Source organism: uncultured Litoreibacter sp. (assembly GCF_947487515.1).
GTDB lineage: Bacteria > Pseudomonadota > Alphaproteobacteria > Rhodobacterales > Rhodobacteraceae > Litoreibacter.
This window is the reverse complement of sequence record NZ_CANKWO010000003.1, coordinates 1-22,826: the sequence shown is the minus strand read 5'-3', so window position 1 is coordinate 22,826 and position 22,826 is coordinate 1. Positions and strand designations below refer to the sequence as shown.

The following is a 22,826-nucleotide window of genomic DNA, read 5'->3' as shown; positions in this document are numbered from 1 at the left end:
GACCGGCCCGTGTCTGTATGTCGCTGAAATCTGAAGGTGGTCATTGTTTGGCCACCGGCACCGGAGAACTGCCAAGCAGCACGCCGTAAACTATAAAACACACCGCCATAACGCGTCTGACCCAAACATTCAGGATCGCGCCGATGGCCGCGCGGCCAAGCCCAGCACCCACGGCGGTGAAACCGAGGTAGCTCAAGCTGGTGATTACAAGGGCCGTCGGCATGATCACCCACATTTGAGACCAGACGGGAATATCCGGCTGCACAAACTGCGAGAAGGCCGCGAAATAGCCCGCAATGGATTTGACGTTGATGGTCGCGATCAAGAAGGCCCGCAGGTAGATTGATCGCGCAGAGACGTGGCGCGGCGTCACCGGCTTGCCTGCGTTCAACAGCCCGCGAACGCCAAGGAACACCAAGAACCCAGCGCCTAGCAGCTTGCCCCAATAGAACACCTCTGGGGCTTGCGACAGCAGTGCCGTGACCCCAGCCGCCGACAGCAGCAAAAACAGCGTCGCCTGTGTCAGGATGCCCAGCACCCCCCATAGGGATCGCCGGAAGCCATGTGTCATCCCGTTTTGGATGCAATTGACTGCGTTCGGCCCTGGCGTGGCGACAAAGACCACCCAGAACACCGCAAATATGATCCAACCCTCGAAAGTCATCTAATACACCGGAGGTGCAATAACCCAGATCACCACAGCGGTGGTCGAATAGGGGTTCATCCAACGGAAGGGCTCGCCTCGGATGCGAAAGCTATCACCGACGTTCAGGGTAAACGTTGTGCCAGATATCCATAGATCCAGCTTGCCTGAAACCACATATCCCACTTCTTGAGTAGGGCGGCACACCGGTTCGGTAATTTCGCTTTTCGGCTCGAAGGTGGAATGGACAACCTCAAAGTCGTCGGTCAGATCCGGCGAAAGGAGTTCCTCTTTCAGCCCTGCTTCATACGATCCAATCGGACGCCGCGAGCCAGCCCTGACAATCAGACCTTGCTCCTCTACTGCTGAGGCCGCTTGGCGAAACAAGCTAGAGACAGAAACATTGAGGGCTTTGGCCATATGCCGCAAATCGGTGATCGACGGCTCGGAGAGGTCCCGTTCCACCTGACTGAGCCAACCAACCGAGCGATCAAGCGTTTCTGCCAGCTCCGCCAGCTTCAACCCGCGTGCCTTTCTCAAGGCCCGAAGATCGGCCCCTAGGGTTACGGTTTGGCTGGGCTGCATATGCTTCATTTGACTTTCGTGAAATTTTTAACCTTTTTTTCACCAAAGTACAAAACTCACGAGTCGCGCAAGCAAAATGTCACATGCGCCTCAAATTTTTCCGAAAACATCCTGCAAAATATCCGCGAGCCGGTCCGCATCCACCTGACTGAAAGCATCAGGCTGGTTGCTATCGATATCCAACACCGCAATCAGATCCCCTGCCCCGTTCCACACAGGCAGCACCAACTCAGAGCGGGTCGTAGACGCGCATGCAATATGGCCAGGGAAGGCATCAACGTCCGGAACAAGTTGAGTTTGCTCCAGACGCGCCGCCGCGCCGCACACCCCACGAGAGAACGGAATGACCAAACACCCGTGCCCCCCTTGGTAAGGGCCGATCTTTAGCAGTTCGGGTGCAACCACGCGGTAAAACCCTGTCCAATCGAACCGGTCATCCGCGTGGTGCAATTCGCACGCCACAGTCGCCATCAAAGAAACGGCATCATCTTCGCCCTCCACAAGGGCAGCTACCGTTTTGGCAAGTGCGGCGTAGTCAGCCATCAGACGGTTTCAATCGCGATGGCCGTGCCCTCGCCCCCGCCGATGCAAATCGCCGCGACACCCCGCTTCAACCCGCGGGTTTCCAACGCATTCAGCAATGTCACGATAATGCGCGCCCCAGAGGCCCCAATCGGGTGCCCCAAAGCACATGCGCCGCCATTCACGTTGATAATGTCGCGCTCCAGCCCCATTTCGTGCATGAATGCCATCGGGACGACCGCGAAGGCCTCGTTCACTTCCCAAAGGTCAACGTCAGAGACGCTCCAGCCAATCCGGTCGAGCAACTTGCGCGCGGCAGGAACAGGGGCCGTGGTGAACAAACCCGGCGCTTGCGCATGGTTTGCGTGGCCCACCACACGGGCACGCGGGGTTAGGTTATGCGCCTTAACTCCGGCTTCCGACGCCATCACGAGGGCTGCTGCGCCGTCCGAAATGGATGAAGAGTTCGCCGCAGTCACGGTCCCGCCGTTGCGGAAGGCAGGTTTGAGCTGTGGAATTTTCTCTGGGCGGGCCTTTGCAGGCTGCTCATCTTGGCTGACGGTGAACGGCTTGCGGCCACCCACTTCCACCGCCGAGATTTCGCCCGCGAAGGCGTCACTTTCTTGTGCGGCCAAGGCGTTGGACAGGGACCGCAGCGCATATTCGTCCTGCGCTTCGCGGGTGAATTGGAAGGATTCTGCGCAGTCTTCGGCGAATGTGCCCATCAAACGACCCTTGTCGTAGGCGTCTTCTAGCCCGTCGAGGAACATCGAATCTTGCACCCCTTGGTGGCCGATCCGCGCACCGCCGCGCATTTTTGGCAATAGATATGGCGCCTTGGTCATGCTTTCCATGCCGCCTGCAACCATTGTTTCGCTATGACCCAGCGACAGTTGGTCAAAGGCCATCATAGCCGCCTGCATCCCCGATCCGCACATCTTGTTGAGCGTAGTCGCTGGCACTTCTTCGCCCAGACCTGCTGCGAATCCTGCTTGCCGCGCAGGGGCTTGGCCCTGACCTGCTGGCAACACGCACCCCATCAGCAGCTCGTCAACGGTTGTCAAACCGGACTGCGCCAATGCGGCCTTGATTGCGGATCCACCGAGTTGCGCAGCCTCTACGTTGTCAAAGGCTCCTTGGAACCCACCCATCGGAGTACGGCTGGCACCAGTTATATATACGGACATTTTTAGACACCTTTTCTGTTAACGACGGTGGCATACATACAGAACGGTAACCTTTGGCGTCTAGTCCATGAACCTGAAAAGATCAGGAGAGTGGAAAATGATGCAAACGACAGAAACACCAAACGGCACCCTTGTCCTTACTTTAGCAGAGAACCGGATCGACGCGGCAACCGCCCTCCATTTCAAAGATAACTTCCGTGAGGCCACCTCAAATGCCAGCGGTCGGGTGATAATGGACCTCTCTACTGTCACCTTTATGGACAGCAGCGGATTGGGCGCCATGGTCGCTGCATTGAAGTCGCTAAAAGGCCAGAAGCTGGAATTGTGCGGACTAACCGCAGCCGTAGACAAGGTGTTTAAGCTGACCCGTATGGACAACGTGTTTTTGCTATACGCAAGCGTGGACGAGGCCTTAGCGAATGATGGCTCCAAAGGTGCCAGTGCTGCGTGAACAACTTGGCCCAATCACCCTTGGTATATGGTGCGCCACGTCTTCACTACGAAGACACTATCAACGCGGATCCGCTTTCCATACGCGACGCAGTGGTGGAAATCATGGGTCGCCTCCGGCAAGAATTCCCAGCCCAGTCAGAAGGCTTTATCGGCACAGAAATTGTACTGGCCGAAGTGCTGAACAACATTGCTGAACACGGCTACGAGAATTCAAATTTGGGGGATATCCTGATTTCAGTGCTTTGTACTGACGACATGATATCAATTGAATCGCGGGATCATGGTATTCCTATGCCTGGCTTAGCGCCGCCGGAAACAGAATTGGAAGACACCACCGTGGAAATCGACGACCTTCCTGAAGGCGGATTCGGATGGTTTTTCATCCGCAGCCTATCTTCCCACATGGAGTATCGCCGCGCCCCTACGCAAAACATCTTTTGCGTGCAAATCCCAACCAATCAAGAACCCGCGCTGTAACTCTGGCGAAGCGCAAAATGCGCTCGTGAAAGGTCAAGGTAGGGGCTTTCTTCTTCTCGAAAATGTCCAACTTCGTCCATGCAGTTGCCTCATTTGAATGTGAAATTTTGCTTGTAGCTGCAGAGCTTCACTCGGCGTCACGTTCATCAGCCCCCACCCAGATGCGTGACGCCGAGGACTAACTCCCCCTAACTCGAACAGGCGTGATCGTTAGTAGACTTTCCCGAATTCCTACCTATCGTTGCGATCATCGGAATTCGAAAGGCCTCCACATGCGTGATTTTCAACTCCCTGGGCGCTCCACGGTGCTTGCCACCAATGGTATGTGCGCGACGTCGCACCCGCTGGCGGCGAAAGTTGCGGTGCAAATGCTGGAAGCTGGCGGAAACGCTGTCGACGCTGCCATAGCAGGGGCCGTGTTGCTGGGGATTTGTGAACCACAAATGACCGGAATTGGCGGCGATTGCTTTGTTTTGCTGCAAAAATCCGGAGAATCAGAAGCGATTGCATTGAACGGATCCGGCCGAGCGCCAAAAGCGATGTCGGCGGCAAAGCTGCGCGCCCGTGGGCTAAACGCGATCCCGAAAGATACAGCTGACGCAATCACGCTTCCAGGTGCGGTTGATGCCTTCTGTCGGTTAAGCAAGGATCACGGAAAACTTGGCCTGAGGGCCGCGCTGGCACCTGCCATCTACTACGCCGAGACCGGTGTTCCCGTGGCACCGCGCACTAGTTTTGACTGGGACCTTGCGAAATCCGTCCCGAAGGGTGCCGCTGCTCAGTACTATCTATTTGGTGGGAAGCCCCCCAAGGCCGGACAGCTGTTTCGATCCCCGCAGCAGGCAGAAGTGTTGCGCCGCATATCGCAATTCGGGCGCGCCGGCTTTTATGAAGGGGAGGTCGCAGACGATATGGTTTCCTCTTTGAAGGCGGCGGGCGGTCATCACACCTTGGATGATTTTGCGGCAACGACCTGTGAATACACCCAGCCGATATCCGCTGACTACAAAGGAACCGAATTGGTAGAGCACCCGCCAAACGGGCAAGGTGCGACAGCGATCTTGATGAACAACATCTTAAAACACTTCGATCTGCCCTCGATGGACCCCTTCGGTTCACTGCGTGCGCATGTCGAGGCCGAAGCCGCGAAACTGGCTTATGCCGCACGCAACACATTCATCGCTGATGAAGCCCACAGCACAGGCGTCGATGGCATGCTTGCATCTGAAACGGCCAAACGGCTTGCCGATTTGATCGACCCGAAAAAAGCCTTGGCCCCTCCTGCGTCATTGTCAGAACAAGTGCACAAAGACACCGTCTATATTACGGTCGTCGACAAAGACCTGATGTCGGTTTCGTTGATATACTCGATCTTTCATAGCTTCGGGTCAGGCCTCGCGTCCGACAAATTTGGCATATTGTTTCAAAACCGCGGTTGCGGCTTTACCTTGGAAAAAGGTCACCCAAACGAGGCGGCCGGTGGCAAACGCCCGATGCACACGATCATTCCTGGTTTGTTGCGTCGCGGCGGCGAAGTCATCATGCCCTTTGGTGTCATGGGGGGTGCCTATCAGCCCAACGGGCATGCACGATTTGTAAGCAATCTTGTAGATTTTGACATGCATCCCCAAGCCGCCATCGACGCGCCGCGCAGTTTCTCTGATGAGGGTGAGCTGCGAGTAGAGCGCGGATATTCCCAGAGTGTTCGCCAAGAACTGGCTGACCTAGGGCATGCGGTTGTCACGCCGGACGGACCCATCGGTGGCGCGCAGGCTATCTATATTGATCGTGAAACAGGCGTTCTTCATGGCGCCTCTGATCCTCGAAAAGACGGCTGCGCCTTGGGGTATTAATTGAAGTCGAACTGTAGCGGGTATTTCCCACGGCCGTCGTAGTCACCGAACATCGCTTCCAGATCGGGATGGTCAATTGGCTCTCCGGTCATATCAGCGGCCAAGTTCTGCTCGGAAACATAGGCCACATAGTAGCTTTCGTCATTTTCGGCCAACAGGTGATAGAACGGTTGATCGCGGTGCGGACGGCTATCCTTCGGGATATTGTCATACCATTCTTCGGTATTGGAGAACTCTGCGTCCACGTCAAAAATCACCCCTCTGAAGGGGTGTTTCTTGTGGCGCACTATCTGGCCCAGTGTGAACTTCGCCTGAGTTTTAAGCATAACATTGCAACCTCTACCCTCTGTAGATAGACCTACTCAGAGAGGTTTGTCCATGAATGGGCGCCTATTTTCGGGGAAACAGTTTGTGAACATATTCTCCACGGTCATAGAAATCGTAGCCCCAGTTTTCATCCTTGCTGCAATCGGATTTACATGGGTCAAACTGGGTTTTGACTACCGCATAGAATTCGTTACCCGACTTGCAATGACACTTTCAGTGCCCTGTTTGATATTCTCAGCGCTGATGAGAACAGAAATTTCCCCTGATGCTTTGACAGCGATTTCTTTGGCGACGATTACTGCTTATGGCATTGTAACCATTGCAAGTTTTGTGGTTGTACGATTTGGTTCTATGGACAGCCGCACCTATCTCGCCCCTTTGATTTTCGGGAATACGGGGAATTTGGGCTTGCCCCTTGCTCTGTTTGCATTTGGCCAAGAAGGACTAGGGTTCGCCGTCGTTGTTTTCGCGATCATGGCCATTTTGTCATTCACATTTGGGGTTTGGCTGGTCTCTGGGGGCGGGTCCTTAACGAAAGTCATCAAAGAGCCTTTGGTCGGCGCAACTATATTGGGCGCGGTATTTTTGGTCATGGACTGGGAAACCCCGCGCTTCTTAACCAATACGATCGACCTCGTCGGGCAAATGGCAATTCCGATGATGCTGATCACCCTCGGAGTGGCCGTCGCCCGTTTGAAACCGGCGGGCATCAGCAAGGCCCTGATGGTCTCGGCTTTCAAGGTTGGCATCTGCATAGGGGCCGCGATTATCGCGGGGAAGTGGTTTGATCTGCCTGCAGTCCCGATGGCCGTGCTGATTTTGCAAGTGTCCACACCGGTCGCTGTGACTTCTTATCTTTTGTCCGTGAAATACGAAGCCGACAGCGATGTTGTTGCGGGCCTTGTGGTCGTTTCGACCTTGTTATCCGTTGGCTACATCCCGCTCACATTAGCGGTTTTGATCTGAATTGGGGCGCAGGGGTATTTGCGTGGATGTTTCTTTTGCGCTAGGATTCAGCAAAGCCAAAAAGGCAAAAGCCCAAATCAAGGCGAGCAGGTATCATGAAGAAAATATTCACCGCGTTAGCGTTTGTTCTACTCGTGTCCGCATGTGGCGGTGGTGGCGGCAAGCCACCTAGAAACTTGGACAACGCGTGCTCAATTGTGTCGCAGAAGTCGGGTTGGCTCAAGAGCATGAAGGCCGTTCAGCGCAAATGGGGCATCCCCGTTCACGTGCAGATGGCAACTATCCATCAAGAAAGTAAATTCGTCAGCGATGCACGCACACCCTTCCGCTATGCGATTGGGGTTATTCCGATGGGGCGTCAAAGCTCTGCATTTGGGTTCAGTCAGGCATTGGATGCAACGTGGAAGGAATACCAGCAAGATCAACGCCGGTTTAGCGCCAAGCGGGATCGATTTAGCGACGCTGTTGATTTTATGGGCTGGTACATGGATGGCAGCTCGGACCGGCTGGGCATCTCGAAGTATGACGCGCGCAACCAGTACCTTGCCTATCATGAAGGGCGTACCGGATTTGCGCGCGGATCATACAACAAGAAGGCTTGGTTGGTGCGCGTCTCGGGCGCCGTTGCAGATCGATCCGAGATGTATCGCAGCCAACTTATCCGATGCGGAAAGGCTTAGGGGCCTAGTTCAGGCCCCTATCGTGAATTTCCTGCGGAATACTGAAGGGGCGTGCGCCAATTTTCACGCCCTTTTCAAGCTCTCCCAAAATCACAGTGGTTTGACCGCCCGCGTCATTCGTGATGACCCATTGGCGCAGCTCCACCGGATTTGAAGTGAACTTCAGCTGGATGTTGCCGTATTCTGGGTGTTTAGGGTCTTGTACCTTCACCACGGTTGCTGTGCCGTCATCACGATGACCTACAACCATGTTGGACTTATTGAAGTTCACATTCTTAGCCAAAATCAAGTTCAGGGGCGTGCGCTTCAGGGGAAACTGCTGCGGTGGCACATTTGACTTCGGGTCAAACACCGCGACTTGTTGACCGCCTGCGATAACAAGACTGTTGTCTGGGGCAGCATAGTCAAAACGTACGCGTCCCGGACGTTTGATCAGGATTTCACCGGTCGTGACGGAGCCGTCCTCGTTGATCTGGGTGAAGTCCCCTTTCGCTGTTTGAAAGCTGTTGAGGTAGTTCGAGATTTGCGAAAGCGAAATCTTTTCGGCCATAGCTGGCACCGCCAAAGCGAGCGACAGAACAGGGGCAAGGATCAATTGTTTAATCATCATGTTCTTAAAATAAGCGAAGGGCCGAGGGGTTTAAACCCTTGGCCCTTCACGAAGCTGAAACACAGCGCAATATTGCGCAGGATCTAGTGTTGCTCTGGCACCAAGATCTCGCGCTTGCCGACATGATTGGCCGGTGAGACGACGCCTTCATCTTCCATCTGCTCTACAAGACGTGCGGCTTTGTTGTAGCCAATCGCAAGCTTGCGCTGGATGTAGGATGTGGAGCACTTACGGTCCTTTAAGACGATCTGAACTGCCGTGTCATATAGCGCGTCCTCACCGTCTGTATTTCCTCCAAGCCCAAGAACCTGATCAATGTCGCTGGATTTTTCATCCGACGGGCCTTCCACCACACCAGACATATAGGTCGGCGGGCCAAAGGACTTGAGGTGGTTCACGATTTCTTCGACCTCTTCATCAGATACGAATGGCCCGTGAATACGTGTGATTTTGGAGCCACCAGCCATGTAAAGCATATCGCCCATGCCCAGCAGTTGCTCCGCACCCATTTCACCAAGGATTGTCCGCGAGTCGATCTTCGACGTTACTTGGAACGAAATCCTTGTGGGGAAGTTGGCCTTGATCGTACCGGTGATCACGTCAACCGACGGGCGCTGAGTGGCCATGATCAGGTGGATACCCGACGCACGTGCCATTTGTGCCAAACGCTGAATACATGCTTCGATCTCTTTGCCTGCGACCATCATCAGGTCGGCCATCTCGTCGACCACAACCACGATATAGGGCATGGTTTCGGGCTGGAATTCTTCGGTCTCGAAGATCGGCTCGCCGGTATCATCATCGAAACCGGTTTGAACTGTGCGCGAGAACATCTCGCCTTTCGCCAGCGCATCTTTCACGCGGCTGTTGTAGCCGTCGATGTTGCGAACGCCCATTTTGGACATTTTGCGGTAGCGCTCTTCCATCTCGCCCACGGTCCATTTCAGGGCCACAACCGCCTTTTTAGGGTCGGTTACAACTGGAGACAGCAGGTGCGGAATGCCGTCATAAACGCTGAGTTCCAGCATTTTAGGGTCGATCATAATCAAGCGGCACTCTTCCGGCGTCAACTTGTAGAGCAGCGATAAGATCATCGTGTTGATCGCCACAGACTTACCCGACCCCGTCGTACCGGCGATCAGCAGGTGAGGCATCTTGGCAAGGTTCGCCACGATAGGATCACCACCAATGTCTTTCCCCAACGCCAGTGGCAGCTTTTGATTGCCGTCACCAAAATCGCGGGCCGAGAGGATTTCGCGCAGAACGACCATTTCGCGCTTTTCATTTGGAAGTTCGATCCCAATCACTGTTCGGCCAGGAACCGTAGACACACGCGCAGACAAAGCCGACATGGAACGCGCAATATCGTCCGACAGGCCGATTACGCGAGAGGCCTTCAAACCGGGTGCCGGTTCCAATTCGTACATGGTGACAACAGGGCCTGGACGCACAGACACGATTTCGCCTTTCACGCCGTAGTCATCGAGTACCGCTTCCAGCATGCGTGCGTTTTCTTCCAAGGCCTCGTCGCTGAGGATATGGCGCTCTACCGTGGCTTCACTGGTCAACAAGCTCAGCGGTGGGAGTTCGAATTCGGATGCTTTGTCCTCGAATTGCAATGCGGGCTGCGCTTCTGCAGCGGCACGTTTCGATGGGGCAATCGGCTTGCGCACCGGTTGCTGGACGACTGGTTTCGTCAAAGGCGCATTCACACGCGCCATAGGCGGAGCGACGGCAGGCATTTCGGGCATTGGCTCCGATACAGGCTCTATTAGCTCGTCATCATGCATATAGTCGGGCTGGGGCGCCTCACGCAAAACCGGCTCTATGCGCAGCGGTTCAGGGCCACGGCCACGGGTCAATTGTGGTTCAGGGCGGCCAACTGGCTCTTCGGTGTATTCCAAAGGCTTGGTCCGGCGACCACGGTTCTTAATCACGTCAGAGATTTTTGACTTAATGCGATCATCGGGATCCACGTCGTCGTGAATAACCGCCGGTTCATCATCATATGCCAGTTCCGACTCGCGGGGCTTCAACCCTGGAAGGCGCGCCAGAAGACTTGGTTTTGCAACGGGTTGGTCAATGTCGATCTGTGGCTCCATGGCAGGTTGCTGGGAGTGCACAATCGGAGCGCGGCGCAGAGCCGGACCTGCGATAGGTTCTTCGTCAGCATAAGTTTCAACCGCCGCCGCAGTTAGGCGGGCTTCTTTCCGCTTAACCCGCAATTCATTTGCCTTAGAGGCCGCAAATACGGCCCCCTTACCGGTGCTGCCCAGCAGCTTCATGATGCTGGCGTAGGTCAGGATTACGCCGATCAACATAAACCGTGTAACAGATGTAATTTCAGACCGATCAAAGCCCAAAACAAACAATGACAAGAAGATCAGGCCAAAGAAAACAAAGAACGCCAATACCTTAAGCCCAAAGGTCGCGCTGATCGGGGCAACGCCAAGAATCGCGCCCAAAACGGTGTCACCGAACAATCCGCCAAGCCCAAACGAATGCGTCCATTCGCTGACGGGAACATGGGTAGAGGCATAAACAGAGGCCAATGCAATCGCCAAGGGCGCGAACATCAAGCGGCCCAAAGCGCGGTCTTCGCCGCGGTGCATCACAAAACGAAGCCCCCAGACGACGGTAATAAATGAAATTGCCCATGCACCGAACCCAACGATGATGAACAACGGGCTTGCAAGATACGCGCCATAGCGGCCCAACCAGTTTTTAGCCGGCTCATCCGTGGCGGACATCCAGCTTGGGTCTTCCGGCACATAAGAGAGCAGCAACATGGTCACCAAGATGCCAACAGCCAGCAGCCCGAAGCCAAAGAGCTCTTTGCCCCGCTTCTCGATCGCTGCTTGCATGTCGCTGTCCAAAAACGGATCGCGTGGCCTTGCTTGATACGCCATAACTACTTCCTCACCTTCAACCGTAGATGCAGCTCTTGAGGCGGGTTAACCCCGGCTGCAATTCGTTCATTGGGGCGACCAAGGCCACCCGGATATATTTTGTACCAGGGTTTGACCCCATGTAGTCGCGGCCCAGATATGCGCCGGGCAAAACTTTGACGCCCGCGCTGGTCCACAGCTCCTTTGTTGCCTCTTCGCCGTCTTTGACTGGAAGCCACAAGAAGAACCCCGCTTCGGGAGACTTGTAGCCTGCAACATCGCCAAAGACCGTATCACTGAAATCCAATTTTTCGCGGTAGAGGGCGCGGTTGGCTTCGACGTGATCTTCGTCGGCCCAAACCTGTTCCGCCGCACGTTGCAAGGGCAACGACAAGGGCGCCCCTGCGTAGGCACGCAAGGCTTTCAGGCGTTTCATATTCTCTGGGCCACTGGCCGCAAAACCGGACCTTAGCCCCGCAAGGTTCGACCGCTTGGACAGCGAATTAAACAGAACGACCCTTTCAGGATCATGGCCTTTCGAAGCCGTTAGCGCACCTGTCGGGGCCATAGTACGATAGATTTCCGAATAGCATTCATCGGCAAAAATCTTGAAGTCATACTTATCAGCCAAGGCCAGCAGATCTTGCCAATACTCTAGCGTCGCGACCGCCCCTTGCGGGTTGGAAGGCGAACACAGGTAGGCTACCGTGGTGCGATTCAACACATCTTCAGGCAAGCCTGCGAAATCAGGCAGGTAGCCTGTTTCGAATGTGGCAGGCACATAAACCGGCTCAGCCCCCGCCGTCAGGGAGGCCACGGCGTAAACTTGGTAAAACGGGTTCGGCATCAATACGACCGGTTTCCCGTTCTTTTCTTCTGGGCTCAGGGCCACAGCAGCGTTGAACAGACCTTCGCGTGTCCCATTCAGCGCTAGGATTTGGGTCTCGAAGTCGACGCTCACATCATAGCGACGTCCGATCCAGGCCGCGATGGCCGCACGTAATTCCGGCGCGCCATCATTCGGCGGATAACCGCCAAATCCAGCGGCATTCTTGGAAATGATCTCTGAAATCCATTCCGGAAACGCGTGTTGAGGCGATCCGATAGTCATATCCACAGGCACCCCGCCCGGCTCTAGACCAGCGAGAAGCGACCGCAAACGCGGAAATGCATATGGTGGCAGGTTCGAAAACCGCTCTGGAAAGGTCATTGGGACCTACTTTTACTGCCTCAAGGATCGGGATCATTATTGCCCCGTTATCCCTAAGCTACCCCAATGCAGCCTCCATGGTCCAGAAAAAGGACCGTAATTTCAGCATTCTGGTTACACCCCTGTGACTTTTTGGCCCATCACGCCAATGCGGCCTCGGCCGCTGAGCAAAGTCGCAACAAATGTTCTTCAGACTGTGGCGCCCCAAGAAACATGATCCCTGTTGATGGCAAGCCAGTGGGCAAGGTGATGCCAGCGGACCCCATTAGGTTCCCGACACGAGTGTTTCGCAGCGCCAGAAGATTTTCGGTCACGTAGTATTCGCTATCCGTCATCAAGCGCTCTGTGTTCGGCGGCAAAATCGGAGAGGTTGGCAGAATGACGGCATCATATTGGGCAATGCGGTCATTCCACACCCGCTGAAGCGCCTCCAACTTCCGCCAACCTGCAATGTAATCCGGCGCAGAGACATTCGCTCCGGACCGAAAGCGTTCAAGTATCTCGGCAAACATGGCACTAGGATTGGCTTCAATTTCGTCTTTCCAGATGCCGTAAGCCTCTGAAGCGAATAGAATACCTGACAAAGGAAGAGCTTCGGCAATTTCTGGGGCTTCTTGGCGCTCAATCTGCGCGCCAGCCGCCTTCAATCGCTCTACGGCACTGTTGAACCCCGCCCGCGGCTCTGGACGGATGTCATCAAATGCGACTGTGTCGAGGATCATCAGGCGGGCACCGTCCAGAGACGCGCCCCGCAGGTCAGCCGTTTTACCGCCTTCGATCGCCGCCAAAATATGGGCCGCGTCCTCCACTGAACGCGCCAAAGGGCCCACCGTGTCAAACCGGCTGCACAGCGGGACCGTCCCCTCCACAGATAGGCGACCAATAGTGGTTTTCAGCCCCACCAAATCATTCCAAGCCGCCGGAATACGCACTGATCCCCCCGTGTCAGAGCCAATTCCAGCCGCAGCCAGACCGAACGCCACTGATGTCGCAGCCCCAGACGAAGACCCGCCCGAAACCGCCTCAACGTCATTCACACAGGGCGAAGTGGCCGTTGTGGGGTTCAACCCTAGGCCGGAAAAAGCCAATTCCGACATATGCGTTTTTCCAAGGCACACCATGCCAGCCGATGTCGCATTTACAAGCACCTGAGCATCGGCATCAGGGACGCGCCCTTTCAGCAACCCCGACCCTGCTTCGGTTGCGACCCCCGCGGTGTCGAACAGGTCTTTCCATGATATCGGAACACCATCCAGCAGCCCGCGACGTTGCCCCAGCGACGCGCGTTCCTGTGCGGCAAGCGCCTCGGCTCGGGCGCGATCTTCGGTTAGGCGCGCATAAATCCGATCCCGAAACTGGTGCGCCCGCGCCGCTTCTAGATAGACCTCCGTCAAGGAAACAGGATCAATGTCCCCTGCTTCAATTCCGCGACCCAGATCACTGGCCGTCATGGCCAACCATTTTTGCGACATCATTCATTCCTTGCACTTATTTGGCCCGAAGGTAGCGGCACCACAACGCATGGACAATGCTACCAGTTCACAGATATTTAGCTGTATGGAATTTGACAGCGACATCGCGATTGTTGGCGGCGGCCTGAATGGCTGTGCCCTTGCTATCGCCCTTGCAGGCGGTGGGTTTTCGGTCACCTTGATTGACAGTTTGGCAGTTGATGCTTTGACAGATGATCGGTTTGACGGGCGATCTTATGCTTTGGCGCTTGCCTCGAAACGGTTACTCGATGCCATCAATGTTTGGGGCGACATCGCCCAGAATACGCAACCCATGTTGGAGATCAAAGTTACCGATGGCCGCGCTGGCGAAGGGCCGTCGCCATTCTGGATGCACTTTGACCATGCGGAGATCGAGGAAGGCCCCATGGGCTTTATGGTTGAGGACCGCCACCTTCGCCGCGCCTTTCTAAGCGCCATCACCGCGAATGACCGGATCACACATATCGCCCCCGACACGGTTGTCGCACAGTCTGTGGATCTGTCTGGTGCTTCGGTCACATTAGCATCGGGCAAATCTGTCCGCAGCCGCCTGATCATCGGCAGTGACGGTCGCCGCAGTGGTGTTGCACAACGTGCAGGCATTTCGCGCAGTTTTAAGGATTATGGGCAAACGGCCGTGGTCGCTGCGATTGGGCATGAATTGCCCCACAACGGGATTGCACATCAGTTCTTCATGCCTGCGGGTCCGCTCGCGATCTTGCCTTTGACCGGCAATCGCAGCTCTATTGTATGGGCCGAAACCCATGCACGCGCCGCCGAGCTTTCAGGCATGGGGGATGCCGAGTTCATTGACGCATTGCGCCCCGCTTTCGGTGATTTCTTGGGGAACATCCATCTGGCGGGCGCGCGTTTTTCATACCCGTTGAACCTGACTTTGGCAGATCATCTGGTCGACCAACGTCTCGCTCTGGTGGGCGATGCGGCACATGGGGTGCACCCGATTGCCGGACAAGGGTTGAACCTTGGGCTGCGCGATGTCGGGGCTTTGGCGCAAGTTCTGGTCGATGCCCGCAGACGCGGCGAAGACATCGGAACAGACGCTGTTTTGGCACGCTATGCGGAGTGGCGCAGATTTGATACGGCGACTTTGGCGATGGCGACCAACAGCTTCAACGGTTTGTTTTCAAACGACAACCCAGTGCTGCGAGCGGGGCGTGACATTGGCATGGGGGTGGTCAACGCCTTCCCTGCCCTGCGCCGGAACTTCATTCGCGAAGCCGCTGGTCTCACCGGCGATTTGCCGCGTCTGATGCAAGGACGTGCGCTTTAGTCCAGCTTGCGGGCCTCATCGATTAGCATGATCGGAATGCCGCCACGAATTGGGAAGGCCAGTTTCGCGTTTTTTGACACCAGTTCCTGTCGCTCCGCGTCATAGGAAAGGGTCGCTTGGCTAATCGGACACACGAGGCCCTCTAACATGTGGCGTTCAAATTTTGGATCGGTCATTGGATCACCTCTTCGGCGGAGCCGCCTCGTAGGGCAAACTCGATTAACGTGACAAGTGTTTCGCGTCGTTCAGGCAGCGTCGGGGCTTCCAACAACGCTTGTTTCTCTTCCGGCTCAAACGGGCACAACATCGAAAGAGAGTTGATCAACATCTCGGTTTCCGCGTCCTTTAGCCCGTCCCAATCGGTTTTCAGATCATTCGCGTCGAAGAATTTCTTCAACTCCACCATGAATTTTGGCCGGTCGAACGCGGGGTCCTTTTCAGGCACCCCGATGTCGCGCTCGAAACCGTCCCAGCTGATCTTTGCTTTGCGATACGGATGAAATCCGGAAATCTCGTCAGAAATTCGATATCTGGATACGCCATTCAATGTGATCATATAGCGCCCATCCTCGGTTTCGGAAAACTGGGTGACCCGCCCGACGCAGCCAATCGTGTGGAGCTGTTCCCCTCCTTCGGAATCGCCATAGGGCTGCACCATCCCGATCAAACGCTGAGGGGTCTTGAGCACATCTTCAAACATCTGAAGATAGCGCGGCTCGAAAAGCTGAAGCGGCATCCTTGCCCGAGGCAACAACATAGCACCGGACAAGGGAAATATTGGGATCGTCTCGGGTAGATCAGAATGACTTATCATAAGCATGATACCCTCCCGAGCAGTTTCCTAAAGGAAGATCATCGACGACAGTTTGCGGCGCCCGTTCAATACGATTGGGTCTTCCGGCTTCAACGCATCAAATACGGTGAACAACTGCGTTTTAGCAGCGCCATCGTTCCATTCACGGTCGCGACGGAAGAGTTCCAATAGCTGATCAACCGCTCCTTTGGCGTCACCGGATGCGTGCAATGCAACCGCCAGATCCAAACGCGCCTGATGGTCGTCAGGGTTCGCATCTACCGCAGCTTGCAGTTCGGCGGCCGGCCCTGTGTCAGCGGCCTGCAACAACAGCTCCAATTGCGCGCGCACGGCCTCGATTTCGGGTAAACCGTTCAATTCTTCTGGTGCTTTGGCCAACAGCTCCGAGACCTGTTCAAGCTGCTCAAGCGCAAGGTGAGACCGCATGAGCCCTGCATAGGCGGCGGGGTTGTTTTGCTCTTCGCCCAATATTGCCTCGAAGGTTTGCAAAGCGTCTTCGGCTTCCCCTTCCTCCAGCATGGACTCTGCGGCGGCGATCGCATCGCCCAAACCTTCGTCTACCTCACCGCCGGACTCGGCTATCAGTTTATCGATGAAGCCCTTGATTTCGCTGGCAGGAAGCGCACCTTGGAAGGCGTCAATCGGCTTGCCTTTATAGAATGCATAGACCGTCGGGATAGACTGGATTTGCAACTGACCTGCGATCTGCTGGTTCTGATCAACATCGACCTTCACCATTTTCACAGCGCCTTTGGCCTCCATCACCCCAGCCTCCAAAGCTGGCCCAAGGGTTTTGCACGGGCCGCACCACGGCGCCCAGAAGTCGACAATCACAGGAACCTCATGGCTCGCCTCGATCACATCGACCATGAAAGTCGCCTCGGAGGTATCTTTTATCAGGTCGTTACCACCTGCGGGGATGCCGCCTACATTCATTTCAAGCATGCTGTTGTCCTTGGTATTAGGGCTTGGTTGTCTCTGTATATGTGGGCTCTTTGATCAAAGATCAAATGTCGCAAAGACCGGCGCGTGGTCCGAGGGTTTTTCCCACCCGCGCGCATGACGCACCACGCGCGAAGAGTGACCCGCCTTCGCGATATCCGACGTCGCCCAAACGTGATCCAATCGACGCCCCTTGTCCGCCGCATCCCAATCCTTGGCGCGGTAGGACCACCATGAATACAGCAGACCTTCGGGAATATCATTGCGGGTCACATCCGCCCAATCGCCTGCGTCCATCACCTCGTTGAAATGTTCAACCTCGATGGGTGTATGGCTGACGACCTTGAGTAGCTTCTTATGAGACCACACGTCATCTTCGCGAGGGGCGATGTTTAGGTCCCCCACGAGAATGGATTTTTGGGGTTTCTTGGCATGGAACTCGTCGCGCAGCTCGGTCAGGTAATCCAGCTTGTTGCCGAATTTTTCGTTCACTTCACGATCGGGCACATCCCCGCCCGCGGGGATGTAGTGATTGTGGATGGTCACCCCATTGTCCAACCGCCCCGCAATATGACGTGCATGCCCCAAAGAGGCATAGTCGTGCTTGCCGGCCTCTACCATGGGCAGACGCGAGATGATCGCGACACCATTGTAGCCCTTTTGGCCATTCGCCACGATGTGGGTGTAGCCAAGATCGTGAAACCCCTCGAGCGGGATCTTATCAACGGGGCTTTTGCATTCTTGAAGGCACAACACATCCGGCGCTTCTTCGCGAAGCAGCTTTAATACCAGCTCCTCGCGCAAACGAACGGAGTTGATATTCCAAGTGGCGAGAGTGAAAGACATTGTGCTTCTCCGGATTGACTTGGCGCAAGATTAGTCCGAGGTTCGGCCCAGCACCACAGGGAAACACCAGATGTCGCTATTTGCTGCCAATCGAAACTTCCGACTGCTGTTTTCCGCAACGGCTGTTTCAAATTTGGGGGATGGCATCTCGGCGTTGGCGTTCCCGTGGCTTGCCTCACTGATAACCCGTGACCCGCTATTGATCGCCGCGGTCGCTGCCGCAACGAGGCTGCCGTGGCTGCTGTTTTCCCTTCCCGCAGGCGTAATCACCGACCGAATGGACCGCCAACGCCTCATGGTCGCAGCGGACATCTTACGAATGATTTTGACACTGGGTGTTGTCGGTCTGATCCTGTCCGCCCCACCCATGCCCTTGCCAGAGGCCGCTTCAGGCGCGCTGCCCTTGATCATCGGCCTATGTGCAGCGGGCTTTTTGCTCGGAAGCGCCGAAGTGGTTCGGGATAACGCAGCGCAAACGGCATTGCCCAGCGTTGTAGACAAACGTGATCTGGAACGCGCGAATGGGCAGCTTTGGAGTGTCGAGCAGATTATGGGGCAGTTCATCGGGCCACCTCTTGCGGGGCTGTTGATTGCATTGGCCGTTCCTGCGCCGTTTTTGGTAGATGCCGCCACCTTTGGTGTTGCGGCCTTCCTGATTTGGCAAATCACGCTTCTACCTCGCGTTCACATCCAGCAAACGACAGGCTTTTGGCGCCAGATGAAAGAGGGCATTGACTGGATGCGCGGGCAACCTTTGATTTTACGACTGGCGTTGATGCTTGGGGTGTTGAATTTCGTGACCATGATGAGCGCCACGATGCTTGTGTTATTGTCGCAAGAGGCCATGGAGTTGGAAGCCGCTGGCCACGGCTTCCTGCTTACTGCCGGTGCAGCTGGCGGGGTATGTGGCGGATTAATTGCCCCAAAGCTGGTCGCAAGATTTGGGGCACAGGCCTGTGTTCTTGGGGCGCTGTTGGTGCTTCCCGTGCCATTTGTGATCTTGGCAATAACGTCCAACCCTTGGATTGCCGGAAGCGCATTATTTCTGGAGATGGCGGGCGGGATGACATGGAATGTGGTGACGGTTTCGTTGCGTCAACGCCTTATCCCTGATGCCGTTTTGGGGCGGGTGAACTCCATCTACCGCTTCTTTGGGTGGGGCACGATCCCGCTTGGCGCGATGTTCGCGGGGTTTCTTGTTGCCAGTTTGGAGGGCAGCATTGGCCGCGAGGTTGCGTTGCGCGCCCCCTATGTTTTCGGAGCAGTGGTTTGCGCAGGCTTGGCCGTCTACGGAACACTTCGCTTGAAGCTTCCCGACGCCTGACAAAAAAATGCCCGGGTATTAACCCGGGCCAGTTCAACAGGGAGATTACCGCAACATAACCCCGTTGCGATCAGGGGAACTTGATAGACTTAAACTCTATGAGTTGAGCTTATACCCACCAGATTCGGTCACAAGAAGGCGGGCATTTGACGGATCTGGTTCTATTTTCTGGCGAAGTCGGTAAATATGCGTCTCCAGCGTATGCGTGGTGACACCGGCGTTATATCCCCAGACCTCGTGAAGCAGAACATCGCGTGCCACCACCCCATCGGTAGAACGGTACAGGAATTTCAGAATATTCGTCTCTTTTTCGGTCAGACGGATCTTCTTTTCATCTTCGGTGATCAACATCTTCATCGCGGGCTTGAAGGTATATGGTCCAAGCTGGAACACGGCATCCTCAGATTGCTCGTGCTGGCGCAGCTGAGCCCGAATGCGGGCCAGAAGCACAGGGAACTTAAAGGGCTTGGAGACGTAGTCGTTTGCGCCGGCATCAAGGCCCAAAATGGTGTCTGCATCGCTGTCGTGGCCGGTAAGCATCAAAACAGGGCATTTCACGCCTTGTTTGCGCATGAGACGGCACAATTCGCGGCCATCCGTGTCCGGCAAACCGACATCCAGTACGACAAGGTCGTAGATCGCTTCTTTGGCCTTCACCATCGCGTCAGCGCCATTGGCGGCCTCGAACACGTCGAAATCTTCTGTCATCACCAACTGCTCGGCCAAGGCTTCGCGAAGGTCCTCATCATCGTCGACTAGCAGAATTTTCTTCAACGTACTCATGGGTCAATGTCCTCTCTTGTTGATACCAAGATGTGGGTTGGCGGGGGCAGAAACAACTCACGGCCCCGTTATTCACAGCCTCGTGTCACAATTAGGGTGTTTTGTTTCAACTTTCCTTCTTATGGCGTAAAACTGCACCAACTTTGTTACAAGATCGAGAGTATGACCCTAGCCCCTGACACAATTGAACTGGCCGCACGCGCGCGCGCTGACCTGCGCATGGGGGTACCTGTAATAATAGGCTCTTCCCTTGTGCTGGCCGCAGAAACTCTTGGTGAGACGCGTCTAGAGGCATTGCAAACTGCGGACATGGAACTGGTTTTGGCGATAACCGACTGGCGCGCGAAAACGCTAAAAGCAACTGCTTATGACACAGACGTCGCGCGAATCGTGGTGCCCAAGGACGCCTCTGTGAATTGGATTGGCTCGATCGCCAACCCCTCTGACGACCTAAACGCCCCCATGAAAGGCCCGTTGAGGACTATTCGAGACGGGTCTGCCGAGACCGCACGGCTTGCCATCCAGCTTGCCAAAGATGCCCAGCTTTTACCCGCCGTTGTTCTTGGGGATCTAGAGGCCCCCCATGACTATGCAAGGCAACATTACCTGACCATTTTGGGGGTTGAGGCCTTGGCGCGGGTCTCAAATGTCTCCAGCCCGCAGTTTCCGTTGGTGAACGCTCGACTGCCGCTAGAGGTCAATGAAGCCGGGCGTCTGCATGTTTTCCGGCCAGAAGACGGCGGAGAAGAACATTACGCCATCGAAATCGGCCAACCCTCCCGATCCGAGCCCCTTTTAACTCGGCTGCATTCAGCATGCTTTACGGGTGATGTTCTTGGGTCTCTCAAATGCGATTGCGGGCCGCAACTTCGCGGTGCCTTGACCCAGATGGGTGCTGCAGGCGAAGGCGTTTTACTTTACCTGAACCAAGAGGGGCGCGGCATCGGGTTGGCGAACAAGATGCGGGCCTACTCCCTTCAGGATCAAGGGTTCGACACAGTAGAGGCCAATCACCGCCTCGGGTTTGAAGATGATGAACGTGACTTTCGCATTGGCGCTTCCATTCTGAAGTCCATGGGCTTTACCCAAATTCGCCTGCTCACCAACAATCCTGCGAAGATAGCGATGCTGGAAGCCAACGGATTGGAGGTTACCGAACGGGTTCCGCTGAAAGTTGGCGAAACACGCTTCAACACAAACTACCTTGCGACCAAGGCCACGAAATCAGGTCACCTGCTGTGAGCACCAAAGATCTGGTCGTCACGCGTTGGGGGACGCGGTTCATGGGCAGGGATTTTCCTTGCAGCATCGGCAAAGGTGGCATCACTGACGACAAATGCGAAGGCGACGGCGCTACACCCGTTGGCATTCACCGCATAGTAGGTGTGCTTTATCGGCCCGACCGAATTTCACGCCCCTGCGATTGGGCGGTTCCTATTGGGCCTGCTGATTTGTGGTCCGATGCCTCAGGCGACGCTGCTTACAACCAAATGGTGCGCGCGCCCTACGCACATAGCCATGAGGCCTTGCGACGCGCCGATCCTTTGTATGATATCGTATTGCTCACGGACTGGAACTATCCGGTTGCCACTGCAGGGAAAGGGTCGGCCATTTTCATCCACCGCTGGCGAAAGCCCCGCCATCCCACAGAAGGATGCGTCGCGTTTTCCGCTGAAAATCTTCTATGGATTGCCCAGCATGCGCAAATCGGCACAGGCGTTATAGTTAGGCCTTAAGCGGAACGCGGTCGCCAAAGATCGCCGAGCCCACACGCACGAAGGTGGCCCCTTGGGCAATGGCCAGCTCAAAGTCGCTACTCATGCCCATGCTGAGCTCTGGTAGATCGTTGTCCTTGGCCAAGTCACGCAGCATGGCGAAATGTTGTTCCGGATCGTCTTCTACTGGCGGGATGCACATCAGGCCGATGACGGGCAATGACAAAGCACGGCAGTCGGCGACGAAGGTACTTGTATCCTCAATTGATATTCCGGCTTTCTGGGGCTCATTTCCAGTATTCACCTGAATAAACAGTTTCGGGCAGTGGCCCAGCTCCTCTTTTAGAACTGCAAAGCGCTTTGCCAGCTTCATTCTGTCGAGGGTATGAACGTAGTCGAACAGCTCCATCGCTTGGCGCAATTTGTTGGTTTGCAAAGGACCAAGCAGGTGCAACTCAACTTCGTCGTATGCTTTCCGAAAGTCTGGCCATTTGGCCGCAGCCTCTTGCACGCGGTTTTCGCCGAAGACGCGATGCCCTTGCTTAAGAACTTCCTCCACACGCTCGTTGGGCTGCACCTTTGACACAGCGATCAACCGAGTACTGTGTTCAGGGCGCCCTGAGCGTAGTGTTTCGGCTGCTATACGGTTCTGAATGTCTGCAAGCGGCATTGGAGGCTCCGGAAAATTTCTTGCCCTCTATCGAACATAGACCCGCACAAAAGAAAAGAGCGGGCCGAAGCCCGCTCTCTCAAATTCGTAAGGGTGGTAGAGCTTAGAAGCTCAGGCCAAGACCCAAAGAAAAGGATTTAGCTGTCGGAGCAGCAGCAGAAGCTTCGCCGGCACCGTAGCCCATGTGCACAACTGCACCGCCGCCAAGGTCGTAAGCTGCTGCAAGACCGAAGCCTTTTGCGTCGCCGCCAGCTACTGTGGAGGAGAACTTACCGTAGTTGGCGTGTACGGAGATCGCGCCAGTAGTGTAGCCCAGACCGATGGAGTAGTGCTTGTCTACTGTACCAGTGTTTTTCATGTCTGTGTAAGTTACGCCAGCGGACAGGCCGTTTGCGAGTGTCGCAGATACGGAAACACCAGTTGCTTTTGCATCGGCTGCAACGCCAACTGCGTCAGCAGCTTTTTGGTAGCCAAGACCGAAGTTAACAGTCGTGCCGGACAGGTCCAAAGCGTATTTGAAACCAATCGCGTAACCGATGCCGGAGGA

At 55.4% G+C, this 22,826-nt stretch carries 25 protein-coding genes; 9 read left to right on the top strand and 16 right to left on the bottom strand.

Annotated features, from left to right (window positions below; all coding sequences use genetic code 11):
- Positions 1–40 precede the first annotated feature (40 nt).
- The 4 genes from Q0746_RS09950 to Q0746_RS09935 all read right to left on the bottom strand — a co-directional run bounded on the left by Q0746_RS09950 (position 41) and on the right by Q0746_RS09935 (position 2,937).
- A complete protein-coding gene (locus Q0746_RS09950; protein ID WP_298259800.1) occupies positions 41–664 on the bottom strand; it encodes a LysE family translocator in 624 nt (207 codons plus the stop codon).
- The gene (locus tag Q0746_RS09945) at positions 665–1,237 is read right to left on the bottom strand and encodes an XRE family transcriptional regulator (protein WP_298259798.1); all 573 of its coding nucleotides are present in this window, start codon (positions 1,235–1,237) and stop codon (positions 665–667) included.
- A gap of 81 nt (positions 1,238–1,318) precedes the next feature.
- Entirely contained in the window at positions 1,319–1,771 is a 453-nt protein-coding gene (locus Q0746_RS09940) for a GAF domain-containing protein (protein WP_298259796.1), read from the bottom strand.
- A complete protein-coding gene (locus tag Q0746_RS09935) occupies positions 1,771–2,937 on the bottom strand; it encodes an acetyl-CoA C-acyltransferase (protein WP_298259794.1) in 1,167 nt (388 codons plus the stop codon). Before Q0746_RS09935 ends, Q0746_RS09940 begins: the two co-directional genes overlap by 1 nt.
- Before the next feature lie 97 nt (positions 2,938–3,034).
- Here Q0746_RS09935 and Q0746_RS09930 point away from each other — a divergent pair, with 97 nt between their 5' ends.
- The 3 genes from Q0746_RS09930 (at position 3,035) to Q0746_RS09920 (ending at position 5,720) form a co-directional block, all read left to right on the top strand.
- Entirely contained in the window at positions 3,035–3,388 is a 354-nt protein-coding gene (locus Q0746_RS09930; protein WP_298259792.1) for an STAS domain-containing protein, read from the top strand.
- A gap of 104 nt (positions 3,389–3,492) precedes the next feature.
- Complete coding sequence (locus Q0746_RS09925) at positions 3,493–3,867, top strand: ATP-binding protein (protein ID WP_363322769.1); 375 nt, start codon at positions 3,493–3,495, stop codon at positions 3,865–3,867.
- A 272-nt stretch (positions 3,868–4,139) separates the two neighbouring features.
- The gene (locus Q0746_RS09920; RefSeq protein WP_298259788.1) at positions 4,140–5,720 is read left to right on the top strand and encodes a gamma-glutamyltransferase family protein; all 1,581 of its coding nucleotides are present in this window, start codon (positions 4,140–4,142) and stop codon (positions 5,718–5,720) included.
- Here Q0746_RS09920 and hspQ read toward each other — a convergent pair.
- The gene (gene hspQ, locus Q0746_RS09915; protein WP_298259786.1) at positions 5,717–6,046 is read right to left on the bottom strand and encodes a heat shock protein HspQ; all 330 of its coding nucleotides are present in this window, start codon (positions 6,044–6,046) and stop codon (positions 5,717–5,719) included. The genes Q0746_RS09920 and hspQ overlap by 4 nt on opposite strands.
- Positions 6,047–6,131: 85 nt before the next feature.
- Here hspQ and Q0746_RS09910 point away from each other — a divergent pair, with 85 nt between their 5' ends.
- Complete coding sequence (locus tag Q0746_RS09910; RefSeq protein ID WP_298259784.1) at positions 6,132–7,013, top strand: AEC family transporter; 882 nt, start codon at positions 6,132–6,134, stop codon at positions 7,011–7,013.
- 95 nt (positions 7,014–7,108) lie between these two features.
- A complete protein-coding gene (locus tag Q0746_RS09905; RefSeq protein ID WP_298259782.1) occupies positions 7,109–7,693 on the top strand; it encodes a lytic transglycosylase in 585 nt (194 codons plus the stop codon).
- Between the two features lie 4 nt (positions 7,694–7,697).
- Here the strand turns inward: Q0746_RS09905 and Q0746_RS09900 are convergent, their stop codons facing one another.
- From Q0746_RS09900 to Q0746_RS09885, 4 genes are all read right to left on the bottom strand, one after another.
- Entirely contained in the window at positions 7,698–8,303 is a 606-nt protein-coding gene (locus tag Q0746_RS09900; RefSeq protein ID WP_298259780.1) for an outer membrane lipoprotein carrier protein LolA, read from the bottom strand.
- 83 nt (positions 8,304–8,386) lie between these two features.
- Positions 8,387–11,212: a DNA translocase FtsK 4TM domain-containing protein gene (locus Q0746_RS09895; RefSeq protein WP_298259778.1), complete on the bottom strand. Its 2,826-nt coding sequence runs from the start codon at positions 11,210–11,212 to the stop codon at positions 8,387–8,389.
- Between the two features lie 16 nt (positions 11,213–11,228).
- Positions 11,229–12,401: an aminotransferase class I/II-fold pyridoxal phosphate-dependent enzyme gene (locus Q0746_RS09890; RefSeq protein WP_298259776.1), complete on the bottom strand. Its 1,173-nt coding sequence runs from the start codon at positions 12,399–12,401 to the stop codon at positions 11,229–11,231.
- A gap of 140 nt (positions 12,402–12,541) precedes the next feature.
- Positions 12,542–13,873, bottom strand: a complete 1,332-nt coding sequence (locus tag Q0746_RS09885) for an amidase family protein (protein ID WP_298259774.1) — start codon at positions 13,871–13,873, stop codon at positions 12,542–12,544.
- An 85-nt stretch (positions 13,874–13,958) separates the two neighbouring features.
- On the opposite strand from Q0746_RS09885, the gene Q0746_RS09880 reads away from it, so the two are divergent.
- Complete coding sequence (locus Q0746_RS09880) at positions 13,959–15,185, top strand: UbiH/UbiF/VisC/COQ6 family ubiquinone biosynthesis hydroxylase (protein WP_298259772.1); 1,227 nt, start codon at positions 13,959–13,961, stop codon at positions 15,183–15,185.
- Here Q0746_RS09880 and Q0746_RS09875 read toward each other — a convergent pair.
- Genes Q0746_RS09875 through Q0746_RS09860 form a run of 4 tightly spaced genes read right to left on the bottom strand, consistent with a single transcriptional unit; the run spans position 15,182 to position 17,787 of the window.
- Complete coding sequence (locus Q0746_RS09875) at positions 15,182–15,361, bottom strand: Trm112 family protein (protein WP_298259770.1); 180 nt, start codon at positions 15,359–15,361, stop codon at positions 15,182–15,184. The two genes, Q0746_RS09880 and Q0746_RS09875, sit on opposite strands and share 4 nt — an antisense overlap.
- Positions 15,358–15,999 carry an LON peptidase substrate-binding domain-containing protein gene (locus Q0746_RS09870; RefSeq protein ID WP_298261240.1) on the bottom strand — a complete coding sequence of 214 codons (642 nt, stop codon included), beginning with the start codon at positions 15,997–15,999 and terminating at the stop codon, positions 15,358–15,360. The genes Q0746_RS09875 and Q0746_RS09870 overlap by 4 nt, the downstream gene beginning before the upstream one ends.
- A gap of 27 nt (positions 16,000–16,026) precedes the next feature.
- Positions 16,027–16,944: a thioredoxin gene (gene trxA, locus Q0746_RS09865; RefSeq protein WP_298259768.1), complete on the bottom strand. Its 918-nt coding sequence runs from the start codon at positions 16,942–16,944 to the stop codon at positions 16,027–16,029.
- 54 nt (positions 16,945–16,998) lie between these two features.
- The gene (locus tag Q0746_RS09860) at positions 16,999–17,787 is read right to left on the bottom strand and encodes an exodeoxyribonuclease III (RefSeq protein ID WP_298259766.1); all 789 of its coding nucleotides are present in this window, start codon (positions 17,785–17,787) and stop codon (positions 16,999–17,001) included.
- 70 nt (positions 17,788–17,857) lie between these two features.
- Here Q0746_RS09860 and Q0746_RS09855 point away from each other — a divergent pair, with 70 nt between their 5' ends.
- A complete protein-coding gene (locus Q0746_RS09855; RefSeq protein ID WP_298259763.1) occupies positions 17,858–19,111 on the top strand; it encodes an MFS transporter in 1,254 nt (417 codons plus the stop codon).
- Between the two features lie 96 nt (positions 19,112–19,207).
- Here Q0746_RS09855 and Q0746_RS09850 read toward each other — a convergent pair whose 3' ends face one another.
- On the bottom strand, positions 19,208–19,894 hold the full coding sequence (locus tag Q0746_RS09850; protein WP_298259762.1) for a response regulator transcription factor: 687 nt from the start codon (positions 19,892–19,894) through the stop codon (positions 19,208–19,210).
- A gap of 162 nt (positions 19,895–20,056) precedes the next feature.
- Between Q0746_RS09850 and ribA the strand changes: the two genes are divergently transcribed.
- Both ribA and Q0746_RS09840 read left to right on the top strand, forming a co-directional pair.
- Positions 20,057–21,136 (top strand): GTP cyclohydrolase II, encoded by a 1,080-nt coding sequence (gene ribA / locus Q0746_RS09845; protein WP_298259760.1) that lies wholly within the window; start codon positions 20,057–20,059, stop codon positions 21,134–21,136.
- On the top strand, positions 21,133–21,630 hold the full coding sequence (locus tag Q0746_RS09840; RefSeq protein ID WP_298259758.1) for a L,D-transpeptidase family protein: 498 nt from the start codon (positions 21,133–21,135) through the stop codon (positions 21,628–21,630). Before ribA ends, Q0746_RS09840 begins: the two co-directional genes overlap by 4 nt.
- Here the strand turns inward: Q0746_RS09840 and Q0746_RS09835 are convergent.
- Both Q0746_RS09835 and Q0746_RS09830 read right to left on the bottom strand, forming a co-directional pair.
- The gene (locus Q0746_RS09835; protein ID WP_298259756.1) at positions 21,620–22,279 is read right to left on the bottom strand and encodes a YggS family pyridoxal phosphate-dependent enzyme; all 660 of its coding nucleotides are present in this window, start codon (positions 22,277–22,279) and stop codon (positions 21,620–21,622) included. The genes Q0746_RS09840 and Q0746_RS09835 overlap by 11 nt on opposite strands.
- A gap of 103 nt (positions 22,280–22,382) precedes the next feature.
- Positions 22,383–22,826: porin (locus Q0746_RS09830; protein WP_298259754.1), on the bottom strand; the 444-nt coding region annotated here is incomplete at its 5' end.